This window comes from Enterobacter sp. YSU (genome assembly GCF_016082135.1).
GTDB lineage: Bacteria > Pseudomonadota > Gammaproteobacteria > Enterobacterales > Enterobacteriaceae > Enterobacter > Enterobacter hormaechei_C.
Genome location: NZ_CP059487.1, coordinates 3,484,510 through 3,501,787, shown reverse-complemented (window position 1 = coordinate 3,501,787; position 17,278 = coordinate 3,484,510). Strand labels below are relative to the sequence as shown.

Below are 17,278 nucleotides of genomic sequence, written 5' to 3'. Positions count from 1 at the left end.
CTCCAAGAGGGGGAATGAACCACAAAAAAACAGCCATATATTCAATAGAATAGAGCATATAGCAATGGATTATATTTCGTTTTGTTAAATATACTCACTTAAAGTATTGTGAACATTCAGCAATTCAAATTTTTCTCTTAGTTAACAGCCCAATACTTACAGCTAATAATATCATGCTTGTTAACTCTACTGAAGCTATTGTAAAAATAGCACCAATCGTACCATATTGATGAACTAGTATATACATTAGTGGAATAGCTATGCACATACAGATTATTGCGATATATAAGCCAAAACGATATAGTCCCTGAGATTGAATGATTGATGTTAGTGCACCATTCATACACTTGATTCCGGCAATTAATAGAAACCCGAGTATCATTATGTTATTACTTTCATTATCCAATATTAAGTACCGACCAAAGAAAAATAGAACAGTAAAGTAACACACTGAACTTAAGATTATATACCCAAGGATCATGTAGATAAACGGATAAACCTTATTTATGTTCCTATGGCTTCTCAAATCCAAACGACTAAATTTTGCATAAGCCACAGTAGAAAATAATGATGACACCATTACTAGTGGATCAACCAGACGAAAAATTTGTCCATACGCAGCTAAACCCTCAGGAACTATATTTTTTATATATATATTATCCAGTCTACTGTAAATAATTACCACCATAGCATTAAGGCCTATACTGACAGTATGCTGATACAACAAGAACACATCTTTAGGAGAAATCTTCCCTGCAGCAAGAATCTTTTTCCAACCAACTTTTCTAAATAAATGAATTGTAACTACCGAAACAAATAAACTCTCTGCAAGCAAATAATTCCAGGCAGTAAAAGGCATTCTTAAAATAAACTGAACACCATAAATTACAAAAGTTAAAAACAGGGCTAACGCTATGGAAGGAGATAAAGCTTTATTCAAATTTTGTGATTGGAAATAGCTATTAGATAAATTAAAGAGAAGTGCAAAAAATAATGACAGTGAAATCGGAATATAAATATCTCTGTTATATCCTAATGCATAACAAATTACAAAAAACAATATTGATACTACTATCCCGACGAATATTTTTTGATAGAACACCCTCTTCAACAATCGAATGGGATTTTCAACATCAGAGTACTTCTTGATTACAAATATATCCACACCAAAATCAGATACAACTCTTAATATTTCTAGCGTACCAATTAAAAATATAAATACGCCTCCTGATTCTATGCCAAGTTCTCGAGTAATTAAAACAATAGCGAGTGTTTTTGCCCCAAAATAACTTACCTTATTAAAGAGTGCATAGATACCATCACTAAGAATATCTTTTAGCATTTCAATTTCTACTTTTTTGTTGAGTCAATAGATTTGCAATTATTATTATTGGAAACGATTTTAAAACATAAGCAAATGGCAAAATTAATTCTCCACGAACAGAATAGAAGAAACCAGTCATCATAGCCAGGGCAAAAAAGTTAAAAATAACATAATTACTATTCAAACCTTTTTGAATTATCGAGATCATAATTAACAGATAGGCAAGATAAATAAATAAATTGAAATGCAAACTTATTATACTTGCTTCAAGAAGACCAGAAGATGACAACGCTATCCCATTAGACACGCTGCCAAGCACTATTGTTGAATATTCATGAGCAATTTGTCCATCGCTTATAAAGCCAAAACCACTGAGCGGCAACACTTGCGATAATATCGTAAGGGGGTTTAGTAACGCCCAACCATTTTCATCGGGCAAAGAGTATAAATCTTGTAAACCTGCAAGCGTAGACGACAGAGAGTCAAGTACAACGCCAAGATAATTAATAAAATTGATTTCATATCCTTCACGAAGATATGAAATCATTGAAAAACCGACGAAGCCAATTAATAAATAGTGTACTTTGGATATTCTAGCGAATATTGCTATTATTTTCTTTCTATTTGAATATAACGAGAGAATAATAATACATATAAAAGCAAAAAAGAATTTATTTCTTATCCCAATAACAAGGTCAGATGCGAGCAAAATAAATGCTAGCATCTTATATTTTTTCGATGATTTATAATAAAAGACTGCCAAAGCCATTATAGAAGAAAAGCCACTAATAGCACGGACAGCAAAAGGAATACTTGAAAGTAATTCTTCACTATCAGTATAAATAGCTAAATGCCCTAAGCCTGATGATAAAATAAATTTCAGATAAAAAACAATTTTAATTAACTGACAAACACCAACAATGGAAAATATAATCTTAAATAGATTATTTATACTTTTTGTTTGTTGCCTATGAACATTTTTGATAGCTGTAAGATAGAGTATGATATTTATTAACATACCCCATATACAAGTCAATTCAAAGCCATCAGAAGCTTTTTTAAAGAAATACAAATAAAAAGAAGGAATACCTATAATCAAAGAAAATACAAAAGCAAACATTAATTGCAACGAGATAAACTTTACTCTATGCATATAGAAGTAAATCATCTCACCAAACAATATAATGGCACAAAAAACCGCAAAAATATCCTCTACAGTTCCATAAAGTGTAGCACTTGCCGATTCCGTTAAAAAAATCAATAATAAAGAAGAAGTAAGCAGGAAATATATAAACGCTAAATGCGCACTTATTTTGAAGTGATTATTTTTTAAACTCTTCTCATTCATAGGAATTGTATACTTCCCAACATACAAGATTATTAAGGAATCAGATATTATAAATAATAATATTTAATCTATATATTAATGGGTGCACAATTACTACATGTGCACCCATATAAAAGACAAGCTATGCTCGAATTTTATTCAATAACTCTGCTGTTTTGTCTTCCATTAACGCAGTATTACCACGAGACTCAACATTCAAGCGGATAACAGGCTCAGTGTTTGAGCTTCGGAGATTAAAACGCCAGTCAGAAAATTCAATACTGATTCCATCGGTATAGTCTACTACCGTGGCATCACTTTTATAGTATTCAAGTATTTCAGAAATCACTTTTTCTTGATCATTAACGATGCTATTAATCTCTCCGCTGGCCGGGAAAGATTTCATCCGATCATGGACTAGTTCTGCCAACGTTTTATTTTTAATACTCACTAACTCGGCTACAAGTAGCCACGGAATCATTCCGCTATCACAGTAGGCAAAGTCACGAAAATAATGATGAGCACTCATTTCACCACCATAGACAGCATCTTCCAAACGCATGCGTTCTTTGATGAAAGCATGGCCTGTTTTGGACATTACAGGAATACCCTTTGCTCGCTGAACCACATCTATAGTATTCCATGAAAGGCGTGGATCATGTATGATCCGCGCGCCTGGTTGCTTTTCGAGGAAAGATTCTGCAAGCAACCCGACAATGTAATAACCTTCAATAAAATTACCTTCATTATCGAAGAGGAAACATCTGTCAAAATCGCCATCGAACGCAATGCCCATATCTGCCTTGTGATTAATAACGGCTTCGCTTGTGTCAGCACGGCATTCTTGAAGAAGAGGGTTTGGAATCCCATTAGGGAAATTTCCATCAGGTAAATTGTGAATTTTCACAAATTCAACTGGAATCTGAATTTCCTTGAAACGTTTTTCAATCTCATCAATAACAGGGCCTGCGGCTCCGTTACCTGAGTTAATAACAAGTTTAAGTGGTTTAATATTTTCAGGTTTGATATAGCTGAGAATATGATCAATATATGCTTTTTTGGTATCTATTTTTTCATAACTTCCACGTTTCGCAATATCTACTTGAGAAAAATTATTTTCTTCAGCTAAACGTTGTATATCTCGCAGCCCTGTATCACCGCTGATAGGCCGGGCTCCCTCGCGAACCAACTTCATCCCATTGTAATCCATCGGATTATGACTTGCTGTAACTTCAATTCCTCCGTCAACACCGAGATGGAATGTAGAGAAATAGATTTCTTCGGTCCCTGACATTCCAATATCCAGTACGTCAACACCTGCGTCCTGCAAACCTTCGGCTAGTGACATTTTTAGAGATTCACTTGTAAGGCGCACATCACCACCTAATACAACGGTCCGAGGTTTCAGATATTCACCATAGGCTCGACCAATTCGCTTTGCTATATTATTATTAAGTTCGTCACCTAAGCGGCCGCGAATGTCATACGCCTTGAAACAAGTCAATTTATCCATTATTTTCCTCATATATCTCTGGCAATTATTACCTTAAATCTTGATATAACGTATTTGCTGTGACAATTTCTAAATTCGCCCATAACGATCTGAAAGGCGAATAATGTCATCTTCTTCCAAATAGGAACCAGAACGCACTTCAATCAGTTCAAGCATGATTTTCCCTGGGTTCTCAAGAGAATGAATAACTCCAAGTGGGATATAAACGGATTGATTTTCTGTCAAAATTTTTTCTTCTCCGTTAATTGTTACTTTCGCAGTCCCAGATACAATAACCCAGTGTTCAGAACGGTGATGATGCATTTGTTCTGATAGCCCCTCCCCAGGCTTTACGCTTATACGCTTAACCTGGTAGCGTTCTCCAGCGTCAATCGAATCATATTTACCCCAGGGACGAAAAACTTCGCGGTGTTTATGATGCTCTAAACGCCCCTCAGCCTTTATTTTCTCCACTATCTTTTTAACATCCTGTACGGCATGCCTATCAGCAATGAGAACTGCATCTTTGGTCTGCACAATGATAAGGTCTTTCACGCCCACAGTGGCAACGAGACCTGATTCTGAATGTACGTAACTATTTTTTGTTCGGAAACTAATGACATCACCACGATGGACATTACCATCGGTGTCATGTGGGCTAATATCCCACAATGATGACCATGATCCAACATCGCTCCAGCCGGCATCCATTGGCACTACAACGGCGTCCTCAGTTTTCTCCATCACAGCATAATCAATCGACTCATCCGGACAAGCCAAGAATGACTTCTCATCAACTCTGGTGAAATCAAGGTCAGGATTGATAGCACTCATTGCTTTTTCGCATGCCTCAAGAATATCAGGCCTGAACTTTCTCAACTCGGCCAGATAGCTATCAACCTGGAAAAGAAACATACCGCTATTCCAATAATATTCCCCGCTATCTACATAAGATTTAGCAGTATCCAGATCGGGTTTTTCTACAAACCTTGAGACTTTATATGCTTCCTTACATCCTTTCTGACTTATGCTATCGCCGCGGAGAATATAACCATAACCAGTTTCAGCTCTATCAGGCACAATCCCAAAAGTTACAAGTTTGCCTTGTTCTGCACAAGGAATCGCTTGTCTGATCGCATCTCTGAAAACTTCTTCCTTCTCAAAAATATGGTCGGCAGCAAGTACCAGTAATAATGGATTGCTTTCGGCGTTATTCTTTTTCGCGGCTAATGCAGCAAGTGCGACGGCTGGAGCAGTATTTCGCCCTGCAGGTTCAAGGACAATATTTTTAGTTAGCTTGTTTAATTGTAGTAACTGCTCTGCCACGATAAAACGGTGTTTTTCATTACAAATTACTATAGGATTATTACAATCAAGTCCATCCAAACGGTTGATTGTTGATTGCAACATCGTGTAATCACCCTTTACTGGAATGAACTGTTTGGGATAAAGTTCACGGGATAGTGGCCATAAACGACTACCTGTACCGCCAGCCATTATCACAGGTATCAATTTGCTAGTAGCCATTTTTCAATTTCTTCCTCTAAAATAATATGATACTTAATCTTATAACCTGATGAATCACTAGTCACATGAGCCAAAAAATATTTCTCACAAAAAGAATGATCGTCATATAAATAAACACTTTCGTCTCTATGTTCTCTAAATGCAGAAATATTTGACGCTAAAACGCTTTTACCACATATTCTGCCTTCAATTACTGGCCTTCCGAATCCTTCATGAGTCGAATGAGCCCAGACCATTGAAGCGTTCTCTAGTTCCGATAATAATTCGTCATCTGTAAGAACCGGCAGCACCTGGACATTCTCAATCTTTAACTCTCTAAGTATTTTCAATGCCCATTCTCTGTGAGAGCCTAATCCTATAACCTTAAGCTTATGCGAAGCAGCGTATGCACATGTTTTCCATAACTGCATTGCGTGATTAAATTCTTTATTAGAACCATTACCTGAAATTAATACTGCATAGGATTCAGCATTACTTTTTTGAATATTACCTTGTGATAATTTAGCTTCTAGTTGATAGAATGAGTTAGGGAAAAGATAAACATTACTATCTTTTAACCATTCAACATTCATTCCAATTCTTTTTGTTGTTGCTGAGACAAATGCTACATCTCTTTTCAAAAAAGCATGAAATCGCTGTGTTAGTACAATATATAACGCAGAAAGACTTAGCCTTTCCTTAATTCTTTTATTTGGGATGAAATCATGAATTATTAATATGGATTTTTTGGAAAAAGCCGATATTACAGAACATGAGTTATAAGGATATATAACTTTTTCATATCTTCCCATAATACTTATCATAGGAATAATAACTTGCTCACAAAGAACAAAGAGTAAGTCTATAATTGCCCTAGGTAATTTTTGTGCAAATTTTGGACAACTCCACTCATTGACTATACATCCATTCTTTTCAAGTGCTGTAATTAAGTTGGATGAATAGATCGGAATACCTCTGTACAATATTCCCTTATAGAAATTGAACAACAATACTTTTTTCATTTCATTCCTGTCACACAGTTGATAAGATTCCAGTTGTAATGTTTCTTCAATACTTCTATTGCACAAAGAGAATTTTTATTAGCAATCTCTTCTCTAGACTCAAAAAGCTCGATAGAACGGATAAAATCATTTTTACTATTGGCAACGATAGCGTATTCACTAAGTTTTGGCATTGAATCCAGAACTATATTTGTAGTTATGACTGGCAGGCCTAATGCAAACGCTTCTAATACTTTATTCTGAAGCCCAGAACCGTCGAAAATAGGGAATACCGCTATATCCATATTTGCCAGAAGATTCTTCAAATCATCAACATAACCATGAACGATAACTTCATTTGGTTTATTCAAAGCCAAAACTTGTTTACATGGCTGAGCACCGATGATATGAAGTTTATATTTTCCTTTTGGTAGACTATTAAACAAATCAGTTAAAAAGATTGCAGCTTTAACATTGGGGTAATAACTCATATTCCCCCAAAAAGCTAAATTTACAACGCCGTCGTCTTTTTTTAAGGTTTTTTTTACTCCGGGAATGTTCACGCCATTAGGTATAATCTTAAAACCTTCTTTACCTATATGTTTAGCATCTCTTTCTGAAATTATAAATCCCGCATCGATTACTTCGTATATTTCCCTCTCAATCGCGGACAGCTTTTTACTTTCGAAGCCACATATTTTCTTCATGAGAAAGTTTTCTGTTGCAGCTCTATTCTGCATATTTAATGAAAGAGCATCAACAAAATCACAATATATTAATGATTTGATACTGTGTTCTTTTCTTAAAGAAATAGTTTTAAAGATAAGGAACTCCAACCTAACCAATTGGAAAATTATCATGTCATAATTATTAGCAAGTAAAAGTTTTTTTAATTTTTGCCACGAGGCCTTATCATTATACACCGCACATTGCAATGCAGTTTGCCCCCTATTTTTAATTATGTTTTTTATTTTACCGATCTTTGATAGATTACCAGTAGAACACGAATTTATAAAATTATTGACATTACCACTTGTGGTGTTTGCTTTTTCTACCGAAAAAACATCCACTAAATTTTCTTTCGAAAGCTCTTTTATTTGATTATAAGCACGCAGAGCATCTCCAGTAATAATTGGCCAAGGGAAACGTGCAGTTACAAATAAAATTTTCTTCATCATCTAACCTATCTGTTTCTTATATTATATAAGGCTCATAAACAAACCATGCAGGCGACATTATGTTTATAAAGTTTTGTTATCTATTAATTAATTTTAGTAAATATGCGCCGTAGTTAGTTTTCACAAATAGCCCCGCTCTTGAATATAAATCCTGATCGCTTAACCAGCCATTTCTCCACGCTATTTCCTCAAGGCACGCAATCATCATCCCCTGACGTTTTTGAACCGTCTCAACAAAGCTTCCTGCCTCAATTAAACTGTCATGAGTACCTGTATCAAGCCAAGCAAATCCTCGACCTAACAACTCGACTGTCAACATTTTATTTTCTAGATATACTTGGTTTACAGTTGTAATTTCGAGTTCACCTCGGGGTGATGGCTTTATATGTTTAGCAATATCAACAACTTCATTATCGTAAAAATAAAGACCTGTTACTGCCCAATTTGATCTGGGTGCTACAGGTTTTTCTTCTATACTCAATGCCGTGTAATTTTTATCAAATTCGACGACACCAAAACTCTCAGGATTCATAACCTGATAACCAAATACAGTAGCACCTTTATTTCTATTTGCTGCCGTTTTAAGTTTTGGTGTAAATCCTTGACCAAAGAAAATATTATCCCCAAGGACCAAACAAACAGAATCATTACCAATAAAGTTGTCACCGATGATAAATGCTTGAGCTAAACCATCAGGGCTGGGTTGGATTGCATATTCTATGTTTATGCCAAACTGACGGCCATCACCGAGTAAACGTATAAAAGCTGGCTGATCATCTGGTGTTGTAATAATTAAAATATCTTTAATGCCAGCCAACATTAATACTGAAAGCGGGTAATAGACCATGGGTTTATCATAAACAGGAAGTAACTGTTTCGATACGCCCATTGTAATTGGATATAATCGTGTACCTGACCCCCCCGCTAAAATAATACCCTTCATTACTAACCGCCCTCATAATTTTGCTTTATCCAGGAGTGGTAACTTCCGTTATTAACATTTGCTATCCACTCCCTATTCGCTAGAAACCACTCAACCGTTTTACGAATTCCGCTTTCAAAAGTCTCCAGTGGTTTCCATCCCAGTTCCTTGTTAATCTTTTTAGCATCAATTGCATAACGACGATCATGACCGGGCCGATCTGGTATGAAAGTTATTTGTTCTCGGTAGGAAACTTTTTTTGGTACAATTTCATCTAACAGATCACAGATCGTATGCACAACATTAAGGTTTCTCTGTTCATTATAGCCTCCTATATTATAGGTCTCACCGATTTTACCTTGCGTTACTACGATATATAAAGCACGGGCGTGATCTTCTACATACAGCCAGTCACGTATTTGATCTCCGTTGCCATACACTGGCAGAGGTTTGCCTTCTAGTGCATTGAGAATTACTAACGGGATTAATTTTTCTGGGAAGTGATACGGGCCGTAGTTGTTTGAACAATTGGTTACGATGGTAGGTAAGCCATAGGTTCGTAGCCATGCGCGGACTAGATGATCACTTGAGGCTTTTGAAGCAGAATACGGGCTGCTTGGGGCATATGCGGTTTTTTCAGTAAACAGCGGCAGTTCAGTGCCCTTTACAACTTCATCCGGATGCGGAAGATCGCCATACACTTCATCTGTAGAAATATGATGGAAACGGAATCTAGTTTTTTTCTCTGCGCTAAGTTCGGACCAGTATTTACGGCTAGCTTCTAATAGCACATAAGTGCCGATAATATTAGTTTCGATAAAGGCTGCAGGACCACTTATCGAACGATCGACATGGCTCTCAGCCGCCAGATGCATCACTGCATCAGGTTGGTGATAAGACAAAATACGTTCCATAGCAGCGTTATCGCAAATATCAGCATGTTCAAAATAATAACGATCGCTCTGTGCGACGGTGGCTAGCGATTCGAGATTACCGGCGTAGGTCAATTTATCGACATTAATCACAGTGTCCTGCGTGTGATTAATAATGTGTCGTACAACAGCAGACCCAATAAAACCAGCTCCACCCGTGACCAGTATTTTCACGTTTATTTCGCTCTTAAAGTTTTCTGAAACAAAAGATGGTATGCCTACCACCCTGTTTACTCATTATAAGTAAACAGGGAGGAGAAGGGCGACGATAGGCTTTTAACTCACATTTTTATTCCATAGTAAATCGCAGATACCATCCGTTGGATTGAACGCGGCAGGTGCCTGCAAGAGTATCTCACGCACACGTTCGTAGTCGAACTCACGGCAGGCGTTGTCGAGATCCTGAAGAATGTGGCTCATTTCACTCCATGGCAACATTACTTCGTTAGCTGTTCTGATACGCGGGTGCTGCGTAACGGATACATTGTCGCCGATAAGCAACTCTTCATACAGTTTCTCACCTGGACGCAGACCCGTCGTTTTTATCGTAATATCACCATAGGGGTTTTTATCATCACGAACGGTTAGCCCTTGCAGCGTAATCATGCGGTGTGCGAGATCGATAATCCTGACGGGTTCCCCCATATCCAGAACAAAAACATCGCCGCCCGTGCCCATGGCTCCCGCCTGGATCACCAATTGAGCCGCTTCAGGAATGGTCATAAAGTAACGCGTGATGTCTTCGTGAGTCAACGTCACCGGGCCACCTGCAGCAATCTGTTTTTCAAATAACGGCACAACTGAGCCTGATGAGCCTAACACGTTGCCGAAACGAACCATACTGAAGCAGGTTTTACTGAATTCCTTCGCCAGCGCTTGCAGCACCAGCTCCGCCATGCGCTTGGTCGCCCCCATGGTGTTGGTAGGGCGAACGGCTTTATCGGTCGAAATCAAGACAAAGTTTTCAACACCGCAACTTGCCGCAGCCTGAGCACAGCTTAACGTACCAAATATATTATTGCGCACGCCATCAAGAACGTTGAACTCGACAAGCGGTACATGCTTGTACGCCGCAGCATGATAAATTGTGTCGACGTTGAATGCTCTGATTAACCTTTCGAGATGCTCTTTATCCTGAACATTACCGAGGATTGGATAGATTTTAACTTTAAAATCCTGACCAAGATTCAGGTTACGCAGTTCGGAATCAATGGAATAGAGTGAGAATTCGGACAGTTCGAACAGAATAAGCTGGTTTGGCTTATTTTTAAGTATCTGTCGGCATAGTTCAGACCCTATTGACCCCCCTGCCCCGGTAACCATCACTGTTTTCCCGTTAATATTACGGGATATCAGTTCCGGAATGGGTGAGACAGGATCGCGGCCCAGCAGGTCTGTAATAACGACTTTCCGCAAGGAATCAATACTTGCCTTCCCCTCCACCAAATCGACCATTCCCGGGATGGAGAGCACTTCGCACGGCAGACCTTCCAGGGTTTCAATGACTTCGTTCTTTCTTGCCCGGCTTGCGCTTGGCATGGCCAGCAGAATTTTCTTCGCTTCGTATTTCTCAACCAGCCAGGGCAGTTTTTCTGGCGCAAAAACGCTTACCCCGTGAATCACCTGACCTTGCAGGGCACGGTTATCATCGACAAAAGCAACGGGGTAATATTCGTCCATCTGGCTCAGCGCAGGCAGTAATTGACGACCGGATGCACCTGCACCATAAATAACTACCCGAGTGCCCAGATTCAACCCACGATTCACCAACATTCTCATCCCAAGCCGTGATCCGGCAATAAGCAGTAGACCGAATGAGAAATAGATAAAAGGAATCGTTCTCGGCAAATAGAGGTTGGTATAGAACGCTGCGATAATAAGCAAAATGGACGATATGACCATCCCCATCGTTACGACCAATAATATCTTGGCAGTAATATAACGAATTACTGCCCGATACAGTCCTAATTTAACAAATATTGCCAGAGTAACTAAAATAATTGAGAAAATAAAAAGCCAATGCTCCGTACTATATAATGGAGTCATTGAATCAATACGCACCCAAAATGCAAACCAAAATGCGCACAACAGAAGCACAACATCTATAGAGAGTGTGATAATACGTTTTATTGGTCGTGGTAAAGATATTAAATAATTTAGCATACTAAAAACTGGTCGCCTCACTAAAGCTTGCATTCAGTTTATAAAATAGTACCAGCAGGACACACTGAGTAATCGTCTACTTTAGTATTATAACCGCCCACTGTCCCCGCCTGGAGAAACGCTGCTTTCCCAATCACAGCGCTGCCCGCAAGATGGACACCAACACCTAAATGAGCGAAATCACCAAGAATGGCATCGTGATCTATTGTCGAGTGGCTATTCACAATCGTCGCCAAACCTAATTTTGCGTTGGCACCCACTACAGCTCCCGCTAACACAACAGTTCCCTCAGCAAGGGTCGCCGATGGACTGACAAATGCAAAGGGATGTATAAGCGTTACAGGATGAATACCTAAGCCGAGCAGTTGCTGATAGAGCTGCTCTCTGACTTTATTGTTTCCGATGCCAATAGCGACATGACTGACCTTACCAATATATAACTGTAGTTCGGAAATTTTTCCAATAATCAGCTGATTAATTTCCTGGCAGGCAGAGGTATTATCGTCGAGGAAAACGATATCCTTATATCCCAGCAGTCTCGCTGTCTCGTACAGCGTACGGCCATGACCACCCGCGCCCAAAATCAATAAGTCATGCATTGACGTTGCTCTCTTTGTCTTTAACTCCTGCACCACATTTCAGTGCAACAACGAGAAGCGGGAACCAGGCGATGAGCAGCCCCACAACACCATCAATTTTGCCTGAAGCAATAAAAAAGGCGAAGGGGAAAAGCCACAGCAGATTGACGGCAATTGCCAATGATGTCACCGGAACGTGGCTGCCATATTTTCTTGCGAGGATTTGGTAGCCATGGCTGGCATGTGCTTCATAGACCTTTTTACCTGCTACGAGCCTCCTCAATAACGTTGTCGTGGCATCGACGATAAATACGCCCAGCAAACATAATTCTGCAATAAAGAAATGCGTATCTGCTTTCGCAATATGGAGAATCATCAGTCCAAGAGTTATCCCCAGGAAACCACTCCCGGCATCCCCCATGAAGATTTTTGCTCTCGGGAAATTCCAGACAATAAAACCGGCGGCGGCACCGATTAGGGCAAGCGTCAGCGGATAAATACTTCCAGGCGCGTCCGTGTACTGGTTTACAACAATCAACATTGCGCTACATGCGGCGAATGTTATTGCTTCAGCGCTGGCTAAGCCATTAATCCCATCCATAAAATTATATAAGTTCAGCATCCAGACCAGATATACACAGCCGAGAATCATACCAATCCAGGATAAAGAAAGATCGTAACCAAACAGCGTAATTACAGGGAAGGATCCCAGGAAATAAATGCCAATTGCTGCTGCCAGGAAATGCATTAATAGACGCCATCGTGCCGCAATATGACCATGATCATCAAGAAAACCAATGATGGCGACAATTACACCTGGAACAAATAAACCCAGGAAGCTGTCGAACGTAAGCGTATGGTTAAAATAAAATCCTACCAAAGCGACCAGGAGCGTCAGGACGATCGCTACTCCTCCACCTCGTGGGGTGGGCACAGAATGAGAGCTTCGCTGGTTTGGGCGGTCAATAACATTATGCTTTATTGCATACCCCCGCAATCCCCAAGTCAATGCGCAGGAGGCTAAAAAAGCGAATATCACAATCCCATAATTCGTCATTATTTATTACCTTCGATATAATATTTCGCCGTTTTTTTCATCGTTTCATAAAGCGTTATCGGGGGCGTCCAGTTTAAATGCTCCCGGGATTTAGAGGCATCGACTTCCAGATCGCCAAACAGCTGATCGTAAATACCTCGTTTACCAACAGAAGAAAGCAATAACCTGAAGATACCCGTTGGGAAAGAGACCAGTTTCGCTTTAATGCCCATTCCTGAAGCAAAGGTATTAATCATATCTGCTGTAGAAGGTCGTTCCACATCTGCGAGTAAATAGAGTTGATTTTTGGATTTCTCATTTACCACGCATTCGTTGATGAAACTGACGACATTATCCAGAGACACCAGCGCTCGCTTGTTCCTGACATTTTTAAATGGCAACGGTAGGTTTTTAGAAACCAGTTTTAAAAGGCGCTGTATATTACCCGGTGCATTTTCACCACAAATCAATGCCGGGCGAACAATAGTGATCGCCATATCACTTTCTGCAAATTGATTAAGCAGACTCTGCTCGGCTTCTCGCTTGGAAATGGCGTAATCAGAAGTTGGCCGTGGCTCAGAGGCTTCAGTAAAAGGGTGCCCCGAGGTGGCATTACCATTGACGCCGATTGAGCTGACGAAGATAAAATGTTTAACACCACTGGTCGCGGCATCCGTAGCTAATTTCATGGTCGCGTCGTGATTAACCCGGCGAAATTCTGCCAGGGCATCCTGTGCATCATCATTAAGGATATGCGCCCTTCCTGCGGTATGAATGACAGTGTCGCATCCTTGCAGGAGATTTAACCAGTTGGTATTGGCTGAGATATCACCCAGGTTGTAAATGCCCTGTTCAGGGTTCTCCTGCTTGCGCGTTGTTAATATCACCTCGTGTCCTGATGACTTCAACGCCTGGACTAAAGCAGTTCCAAGAAACCCGGTCCCGCCCGTCACCATTACTTTCATTGACATCCCCTATCCGCTCAATCTGATATTTACGCCCGCACGTAGTGCAGATTTGCGTGAAACTGTCTCGTTCACAACTGTTCGTTTAAAATTCAATTGTAAATGCCAGGCACGCTACCGCCCCTGGCTTAACAGCTACCAGTGCACTGAGCGATGTTTGATTAATGATTTTGCTTGTCTGGTTACAGACAAAAACAGGCGTTAATTGTCGTCCTAAACGACCAGAGAAACAAGCACAAATCGCTAGAAAGCTGCTGAGATTTGAATCAGATAACCGTATGTAATCATTAAAATTAATAACAAAAAACGGCAGTTATCACTTTGGTAATGTCTCAACATCCCAAAATGGTAACTGCCGTTGTTCAGGCCTTGGCAGGACTATCAGTCGTTAGCCAGCAGCTTCTCAATCCGGCTTCTGAACTTCGCCCCTTCCTTCAGGTTACGCAGGCCATAGTTCACAAAGGCCTGCATATACCCCATTTTCTTACCGCAGTCATAGCTATCGCCGGTCATCAGCATCGCATCAACCGACTGCTTCTTCGCCAGCTCAGCAATCGCATCGGTCAGCTGGATACGATCCCAGGCGCCCGGCTCGGTTTTTTCCAGTTCAGCCCAGATATCCGCATTCAGCACATAACGGCCGACTGCCATCAGGTCAGAGTCCAGGGTCTGCGGCTGATCGGGTTTTTCGATAAACTCAACGATACGGCTCACCTGCCCTTCTGTCTCCAGTGGCTCTTTGGTCTGAATAACGGAATACTCGGAGAGATCGCCCTTCATACGTTTCGCCAGCACCTGGCTACGGCCCGTTTCATTGAAACGTGCCACCATTGCCGCCAGGTTGTAACGCAGCGGATCGGCGGAAGCGGTATCAATAATGATGTCCGGCAGGACCACGATGAACGGGTTATCACCCACCACCGGGCGCGCGCAGAGGATTGAGTGCCCCAGACCCAGCGGCTGCGCCTGACGCACGTTCATGATGGTCACGCCAGGAGGACAGATAGACTGAACTTCTGCCAGAAGCTGGCGCTTAACACGCTGCTCAAGCAGCGCCTCGAGTTCATAAGAGGTGTCGAAGTGGTTCTCAACGGCATTCTTCGAAGAGTGCGTCACCAGAACGATTTCTTTGATCCCCGCAGCAACAATCTCGTCGACGATGTACTGAATCATCGGCTTGTCAACGATCGGCAGCATCTCTTTAGGAATGGCCTTTGTGGCGGGCAACATGTGCATGCCCAAACCCGCTACCGGTATGACTGCTTTCAAATTAATCATTATTTCTTCCACCTTAAAATGGTTGACGAATTATAGCTTTTAAACCTGTTTTCGCCAGCATGTTTTGCCGTAAATATGAAGTAATCCTAGGTCACCCCACCACAAATTACAGTAGTTGTAATCTGAATAGATCGCGACTCCATACCAGGAATAGTCGCAAAATAGGCTGTAGGATTACCTGTGCGGCAGCGCAAAATTCAACCGTTCCGTATTCACCACGTGTTGATCGACCCGATCAATATCCACCGAACTCTGCCCCTTTTCATTAACCGCTTTTATGTTCGCGAGCGACAACAGCGTCTCGTTTTTGGCCATAAACTTCCCGCGCACGTCTTTGCGCAAGTCGAAGTTCATCTTAAGCGCTGGTCCCGTCGCTGACTCCTGCATCACGTTGATATTGCGTAAGAAAAGATGCTGTGGCTTGTTGTGCAGCTCAAGCGTTGCTCGCTGCATGTTGATGTTGGTGATGGCAACAAACGAGGTGGCATTGCCGGAGGAAATCTGTATCCCGCGCAGCTTATAGGCAAGCTGTCGGTTATCCAGGCGAATATCGTTAAGTTTGAAGTTTTGCGGTATCGACAGATAATCGCCCTTGATCACGCCATACCCGATTAACATTCCGGCGCTGTTCACCATATCGATATTATCAATAACGAAATTATCACAGCCATAAATAGCTACCGTTGCGTTATCAATTCCGGCCTTTTTACTGAAGTCGGGAGTAATATTGCTGGCCTTGATATTACGGATCACAAAGTGTTTACCGTTTTCAACATGGACCAACTGCCGACAGTTGCTGCCGGTGATATTTGCCACCACGAAGTTTTTAACGGTCTGCTGTTCCGGATAGTCATTGTCGTACGTGCTGCCAGCAAGCCCAATGCCTATCCCCCAGTTGATCTTGCCGTTTGTGCAGTTGATGTTATCGATCACGTGGTCAGAGATCAGGATATTGCGGTCGTTAATCGCCACGTTCCACTCAATCGCGTCACCCTGCAAATGGCTGAATTTACTGTTGGTTATGCGCGCACCGTCCACCTGATTATGAAAACCCTGGCGCAGAATGGCGTAGTTGGCCTGGCTCACGGCAATGCGATCGATAAGCAGGTTACGCATCACTCTCGGCTTTTTACCGCCGATGTAGATCTGGGTGACGGGGCCGAAGCCGCTCATCGCCAGCCCTTTAATGACACAGTCGGAGCCACGCACGTCCAGCGTAATGTTATGCGTGCGCCCCTCTCCTTCCCCAATGACCTTACAGCCTTCCTGGAGCACAAACCGCCCGCGGCCGTTGCCCTTCAGCGCACCGCGGATCAGCAGGGTTTTGCCATCAGGAATGAAAATGCCGGTATTGATGTTTTCACAGGTTAACCCGGCGGGAACAACAACGGTATCGCCCTCGGTAAATGCCTGCTTAAAGGCGGCGATCCAGTCGTTATTGTTGTAGCGATCGACAGAAACCGTCTTCCCGGTTGCCGCCCGCGCAGCGCGGGACGACAACAGCGGCATGGCAGCCAGGACGGATAAAGAAGAGACAAATCGGCGTCGGGTAATCTTTTTCAGCATACAACCTCAG

The 17,278-nt window shown here is 41.3% G+C and carries 14 protein-coding genes; all 14 read right to left on the bottom strand.

The window, feature by feature from the left end; translation table 11 throughout:
- Nucleotides 1-124: 124 nt before the first annotated feature.
- Nucleotides 125-1,342, bottom strand: coding sequence for a hypothetical protein (locus tag H2Z33_RS16835; RefSeq protein ID WP_063134474.1), 1,218 nt, complete (start codon nucleotides 1,340-1,342; stop codon nucleotides 125-127).
- A gap of 1 nt (nucleotide 1,343) precedes the next feature.
- Nucleotides 1,344-2,672, bottom strand: coding sequence for a hypothetical protein (locus tag H2Z33_RS16830; protein WP_063134475.1), 1,329 nt, complete (start codon nucleotides 2,670-2,672; stop codon nucleotides 1,344-1,346).
- A 121-nt stretch (nucleotides 2,673-2,793) separates the two neighbouring features.
- Nucleotides 2,794-4,164 (bottom strand): phosphomannomutase CpsG, encoded by a 1,371-nt coding sequence (cpsG, locus tag H2Z33_RS16825; protein ID WP_063134476.1) that lies wholly within the window; start codon nucleotides 4,162-4,164, stop codon nucleotides 2,794-2,796.
- A gap of 69 nt (nucleotides 4,165-4,233) precedes the next feature.
- A complete protein-coding gene (gene cpsB / locus H2Z33_RS16820; RefSeq protein ID WP_063134477.1) occupies nucleotides 4,234-5,670 on the bottom strand; it encodes a mannose-1-phosphate guanyltransferase in 1,437 nt (478 codons plus the stop codon).
- Nucleotides 5,652-6,671, bottom strand: coding sequence for a glycosyltransferase (locus tag H2Z33_RS16815; RefSeq protein ID WP_063134478.1), 1,020 nt, complete (start codon nucleotides 6,669-6,671; stop codon nucleotides 5,652-5,654). The genes cpsB and H2Z33_RS16815 overlap by 19 nt, the downstream gene beginning before the upstream one ends.
- Complete coding sequence (locus H2Z33_RS16810; protein WP_225561400.1) at nucleotides 6,668-7,828, bottom strand: glycosyltransferase; 1,161 nt, start codon at nucleotides 7,826-7,828, stop codon at nucleotides 6,668-6,670. The genes H2Z33_RS16815 and H2Z33_RS16810 overlap by 4 nt, the downstream gene beginning before the upstream one ends.
- A 76-nt stretch (nucleotides 7,829-7,904) precedes the next feature.
- Complete coding sequence (gene rfbA, locus H2Z33_RS16805; RefSeq protein ID WP_063134479.1) at nucleotides 7,905-8,771, bottom strand: glucose-1-phosphate thymidylyltransferase RfbA; 867 nt, start codon at nucleotides 8,769-8,771, stop codon at nucleotides 7,905-7,907.
- 2 nt (nucleotides 8,772-8,773) lie between these two features.
- The gene (rfbB, locus tag H2Z33_RS16800) at nucleotides 8,774-9,856 is read right to left on the bottom strand and encodes a dTDP-glucose 4,6-dehydratase (protein WP_063134586.1); all 1,083 of its coding nucleotides are present in this window, start codon (nucleotides 9,854-9,856) and stop codon (nucleotides 8,774-8,776) included.
- 102 nt (nucleotides 9,857-9,958) lie between these two features.
- Nucleotides 9,959-11,845: a polysaccharide biosynthesis protein gene (locus H2Z33_RS16795; RefSeq protein WP_063134480.1), complete on the bottom strand. Its 1,887-nt coding sequence runs from the start codon at nucleotides 11,843-11,845 to the stop codon at nucleotides 9,959-9,961.
- Between the two features lie 38 nt (nucleotides 11,846-11,883).
- Nucleotides 11,884-12,444, bottom strand: a complete 561-nt coding sequence (locus H2Z33_RS16790; RefSeq protein WP_063134481.1) for a sugar O-acyltransferase — start codon at nucleotides 12,442-12,444, stop codon at nucleotides 11,884-11,886.
- Complete coding sequence (locus H2Z33_RS16785) at nucleotides 12,437-13,480, bottom strand: MraY family glycosyltransferase (protein ID WP_063134482.1); 1,044 nt, start codon at nucleotides 13,478-13,480, stop codon at nucleotides 12,437-12,439. The genes H2Z33_RS16790 and H2Z33_RS16785 overlap by 8 nt, the downstream gene beginning before the upstream one ends.
- On the bottom strand, nucleotides 13,480-14,430 hold the full coding sequence (locus H2Z33_RS16780; protein WP_080459219.1) for an NAD-dependent epimerase/dehydratase family protein: 951 nt from the start codon (nucleotides 14,428-14,430) through the stop codon (nucleotides 13,480-13,482). Before H2Z33_RS16780 ends, H2Z33_RS16785 begins: the two co-directional genes overlap by 1 nt.
- Nucleotides 14,431-14,805: 375 nt before the next feature.
- Nucleotides 14,806-15,702: a GalU regulator GalF gene (gene galF, locus H2Z33_RS16775; protein WP_017383282.1), complete on the bottom strand. Its 897-nt coding sequence runs from the start codon at nucleotides 15,700-15,702 to the stop codon at nucleotides 14,806-14,808.
- A gap of 174 nt (nucleotides 15,703-15,876) precedes the next feature.
- Nucleotides 15,877-17,268, bottom strand: coding sequence for a colanic acid biosynthesis protein WcaM (wcaM, locus tag H2Z33_RS16770; RefSeq protein WP_063134483.1), 1,392 nt, complete (start codon nucleotides 17,266-17,268; stop codon nucleotides 15,877-15,879).
- Nucleotides 17,269-17,278: the final 10 nt, after the last annotated feature.

What these genes read in the sequence shown, in the direction of transcription:
- H2Z33_RS16835 (WP_063134474.1), bottom strand. Translation starts at nt 1,342, where the DNA reads ATGCTAAAAGATATTCTTAGTGATGGTATCTATGCACTCTTTAATAAG.
- H2Z33_RS16830 (WP_063134475.1), bottom strand. Translation starts at nt 2,672, where the DNA reads ATGAATGAGAAGAGTTTAAAAAATAATCACTTCAAAATAAGTGCGCAT.
- cpsG (WP_063134476.1), bottom strand. Translation starts at nt 4,164, where the DNA reads ATGGATAAATTGACTTGTTTCAAGGCGTATGACATTCGCGGCCGCTTA.
- cpsB (WP_063134477.1), bottom strand. Translation starts at nt 5,670, where the DNA reads ATGGCTACTAGCAAATTGATACCTGTGATAATGGCTGGCGGTACAGGT.
- H2Z33_RS16815 (WP_063134478.1), bottom strand. Translation starts at nt 6,671, where the DNA reads ATGAAAAAAGTATTGTTGTTCAATTTCTATAAGGGAATATTGTACAGA.
- H2Z33_RS16810 (WP_225561400.1), bottom strand. Translation starts at nt 7,828, where the DNA reads ATGATGAAGAAAATTTTATTTGTAACTGCACGTTTCCCTTGGCCAATT.
- rfbA (WP_063134479.1), bottom strand. Translation starts at nt 8,771, where the DNA reads ATGAAGGGTATTATTTTAGCGGGGGGGTCAGGTACACGATTATATCCA.
- H2Z33_RS16795 (WP_063134480.1), bottom strand. Translation starts at nt 11,845, where the DNA reads ATGCTAAATTATTTAATATCTTTACCACGACCAATAAAACGTATTATC.
- H2Z33_RS16790 (WP_063134481.1), bottom strand. Translation starts at nt 12,444, where the DNA reads ATGCATGACTTATTGATTTTGGGCGCGGGTGGTCATGGCCGTACGCTG.
- H2Z33_RS16785 (WP_063134482.1), bottom strand. Translation starts at nt 13,480, where the DNA reads ATGACGAATTATGGGATTGTGATATTCGCTTTTTTAGCCTCCTGCGCA.
- H2Z33_RS16780 (WP_080459219.1), bottom strand. Translation starts at nt 14,430, where the DNA reads ATGTCAATGAAAGTAATGGTGACGGGCGGGACCGGGTTTCTTGGAACT.
- galF (WP_017383282.1), bottom strand. Translation starts at nt 15,702, where the DNA reads ATGATTAATTTGAAAGCAGTCATACCGGTAGCGGGTTTGGGCATGCAC.
- wcaM (WP_063134483.1), bottom strand. Translation starts at nt 17,268, where the DNA reads ATGCTGAAAAAGATTACCCGACGCCGATTTGTCTCTTCTTTATCCGTC.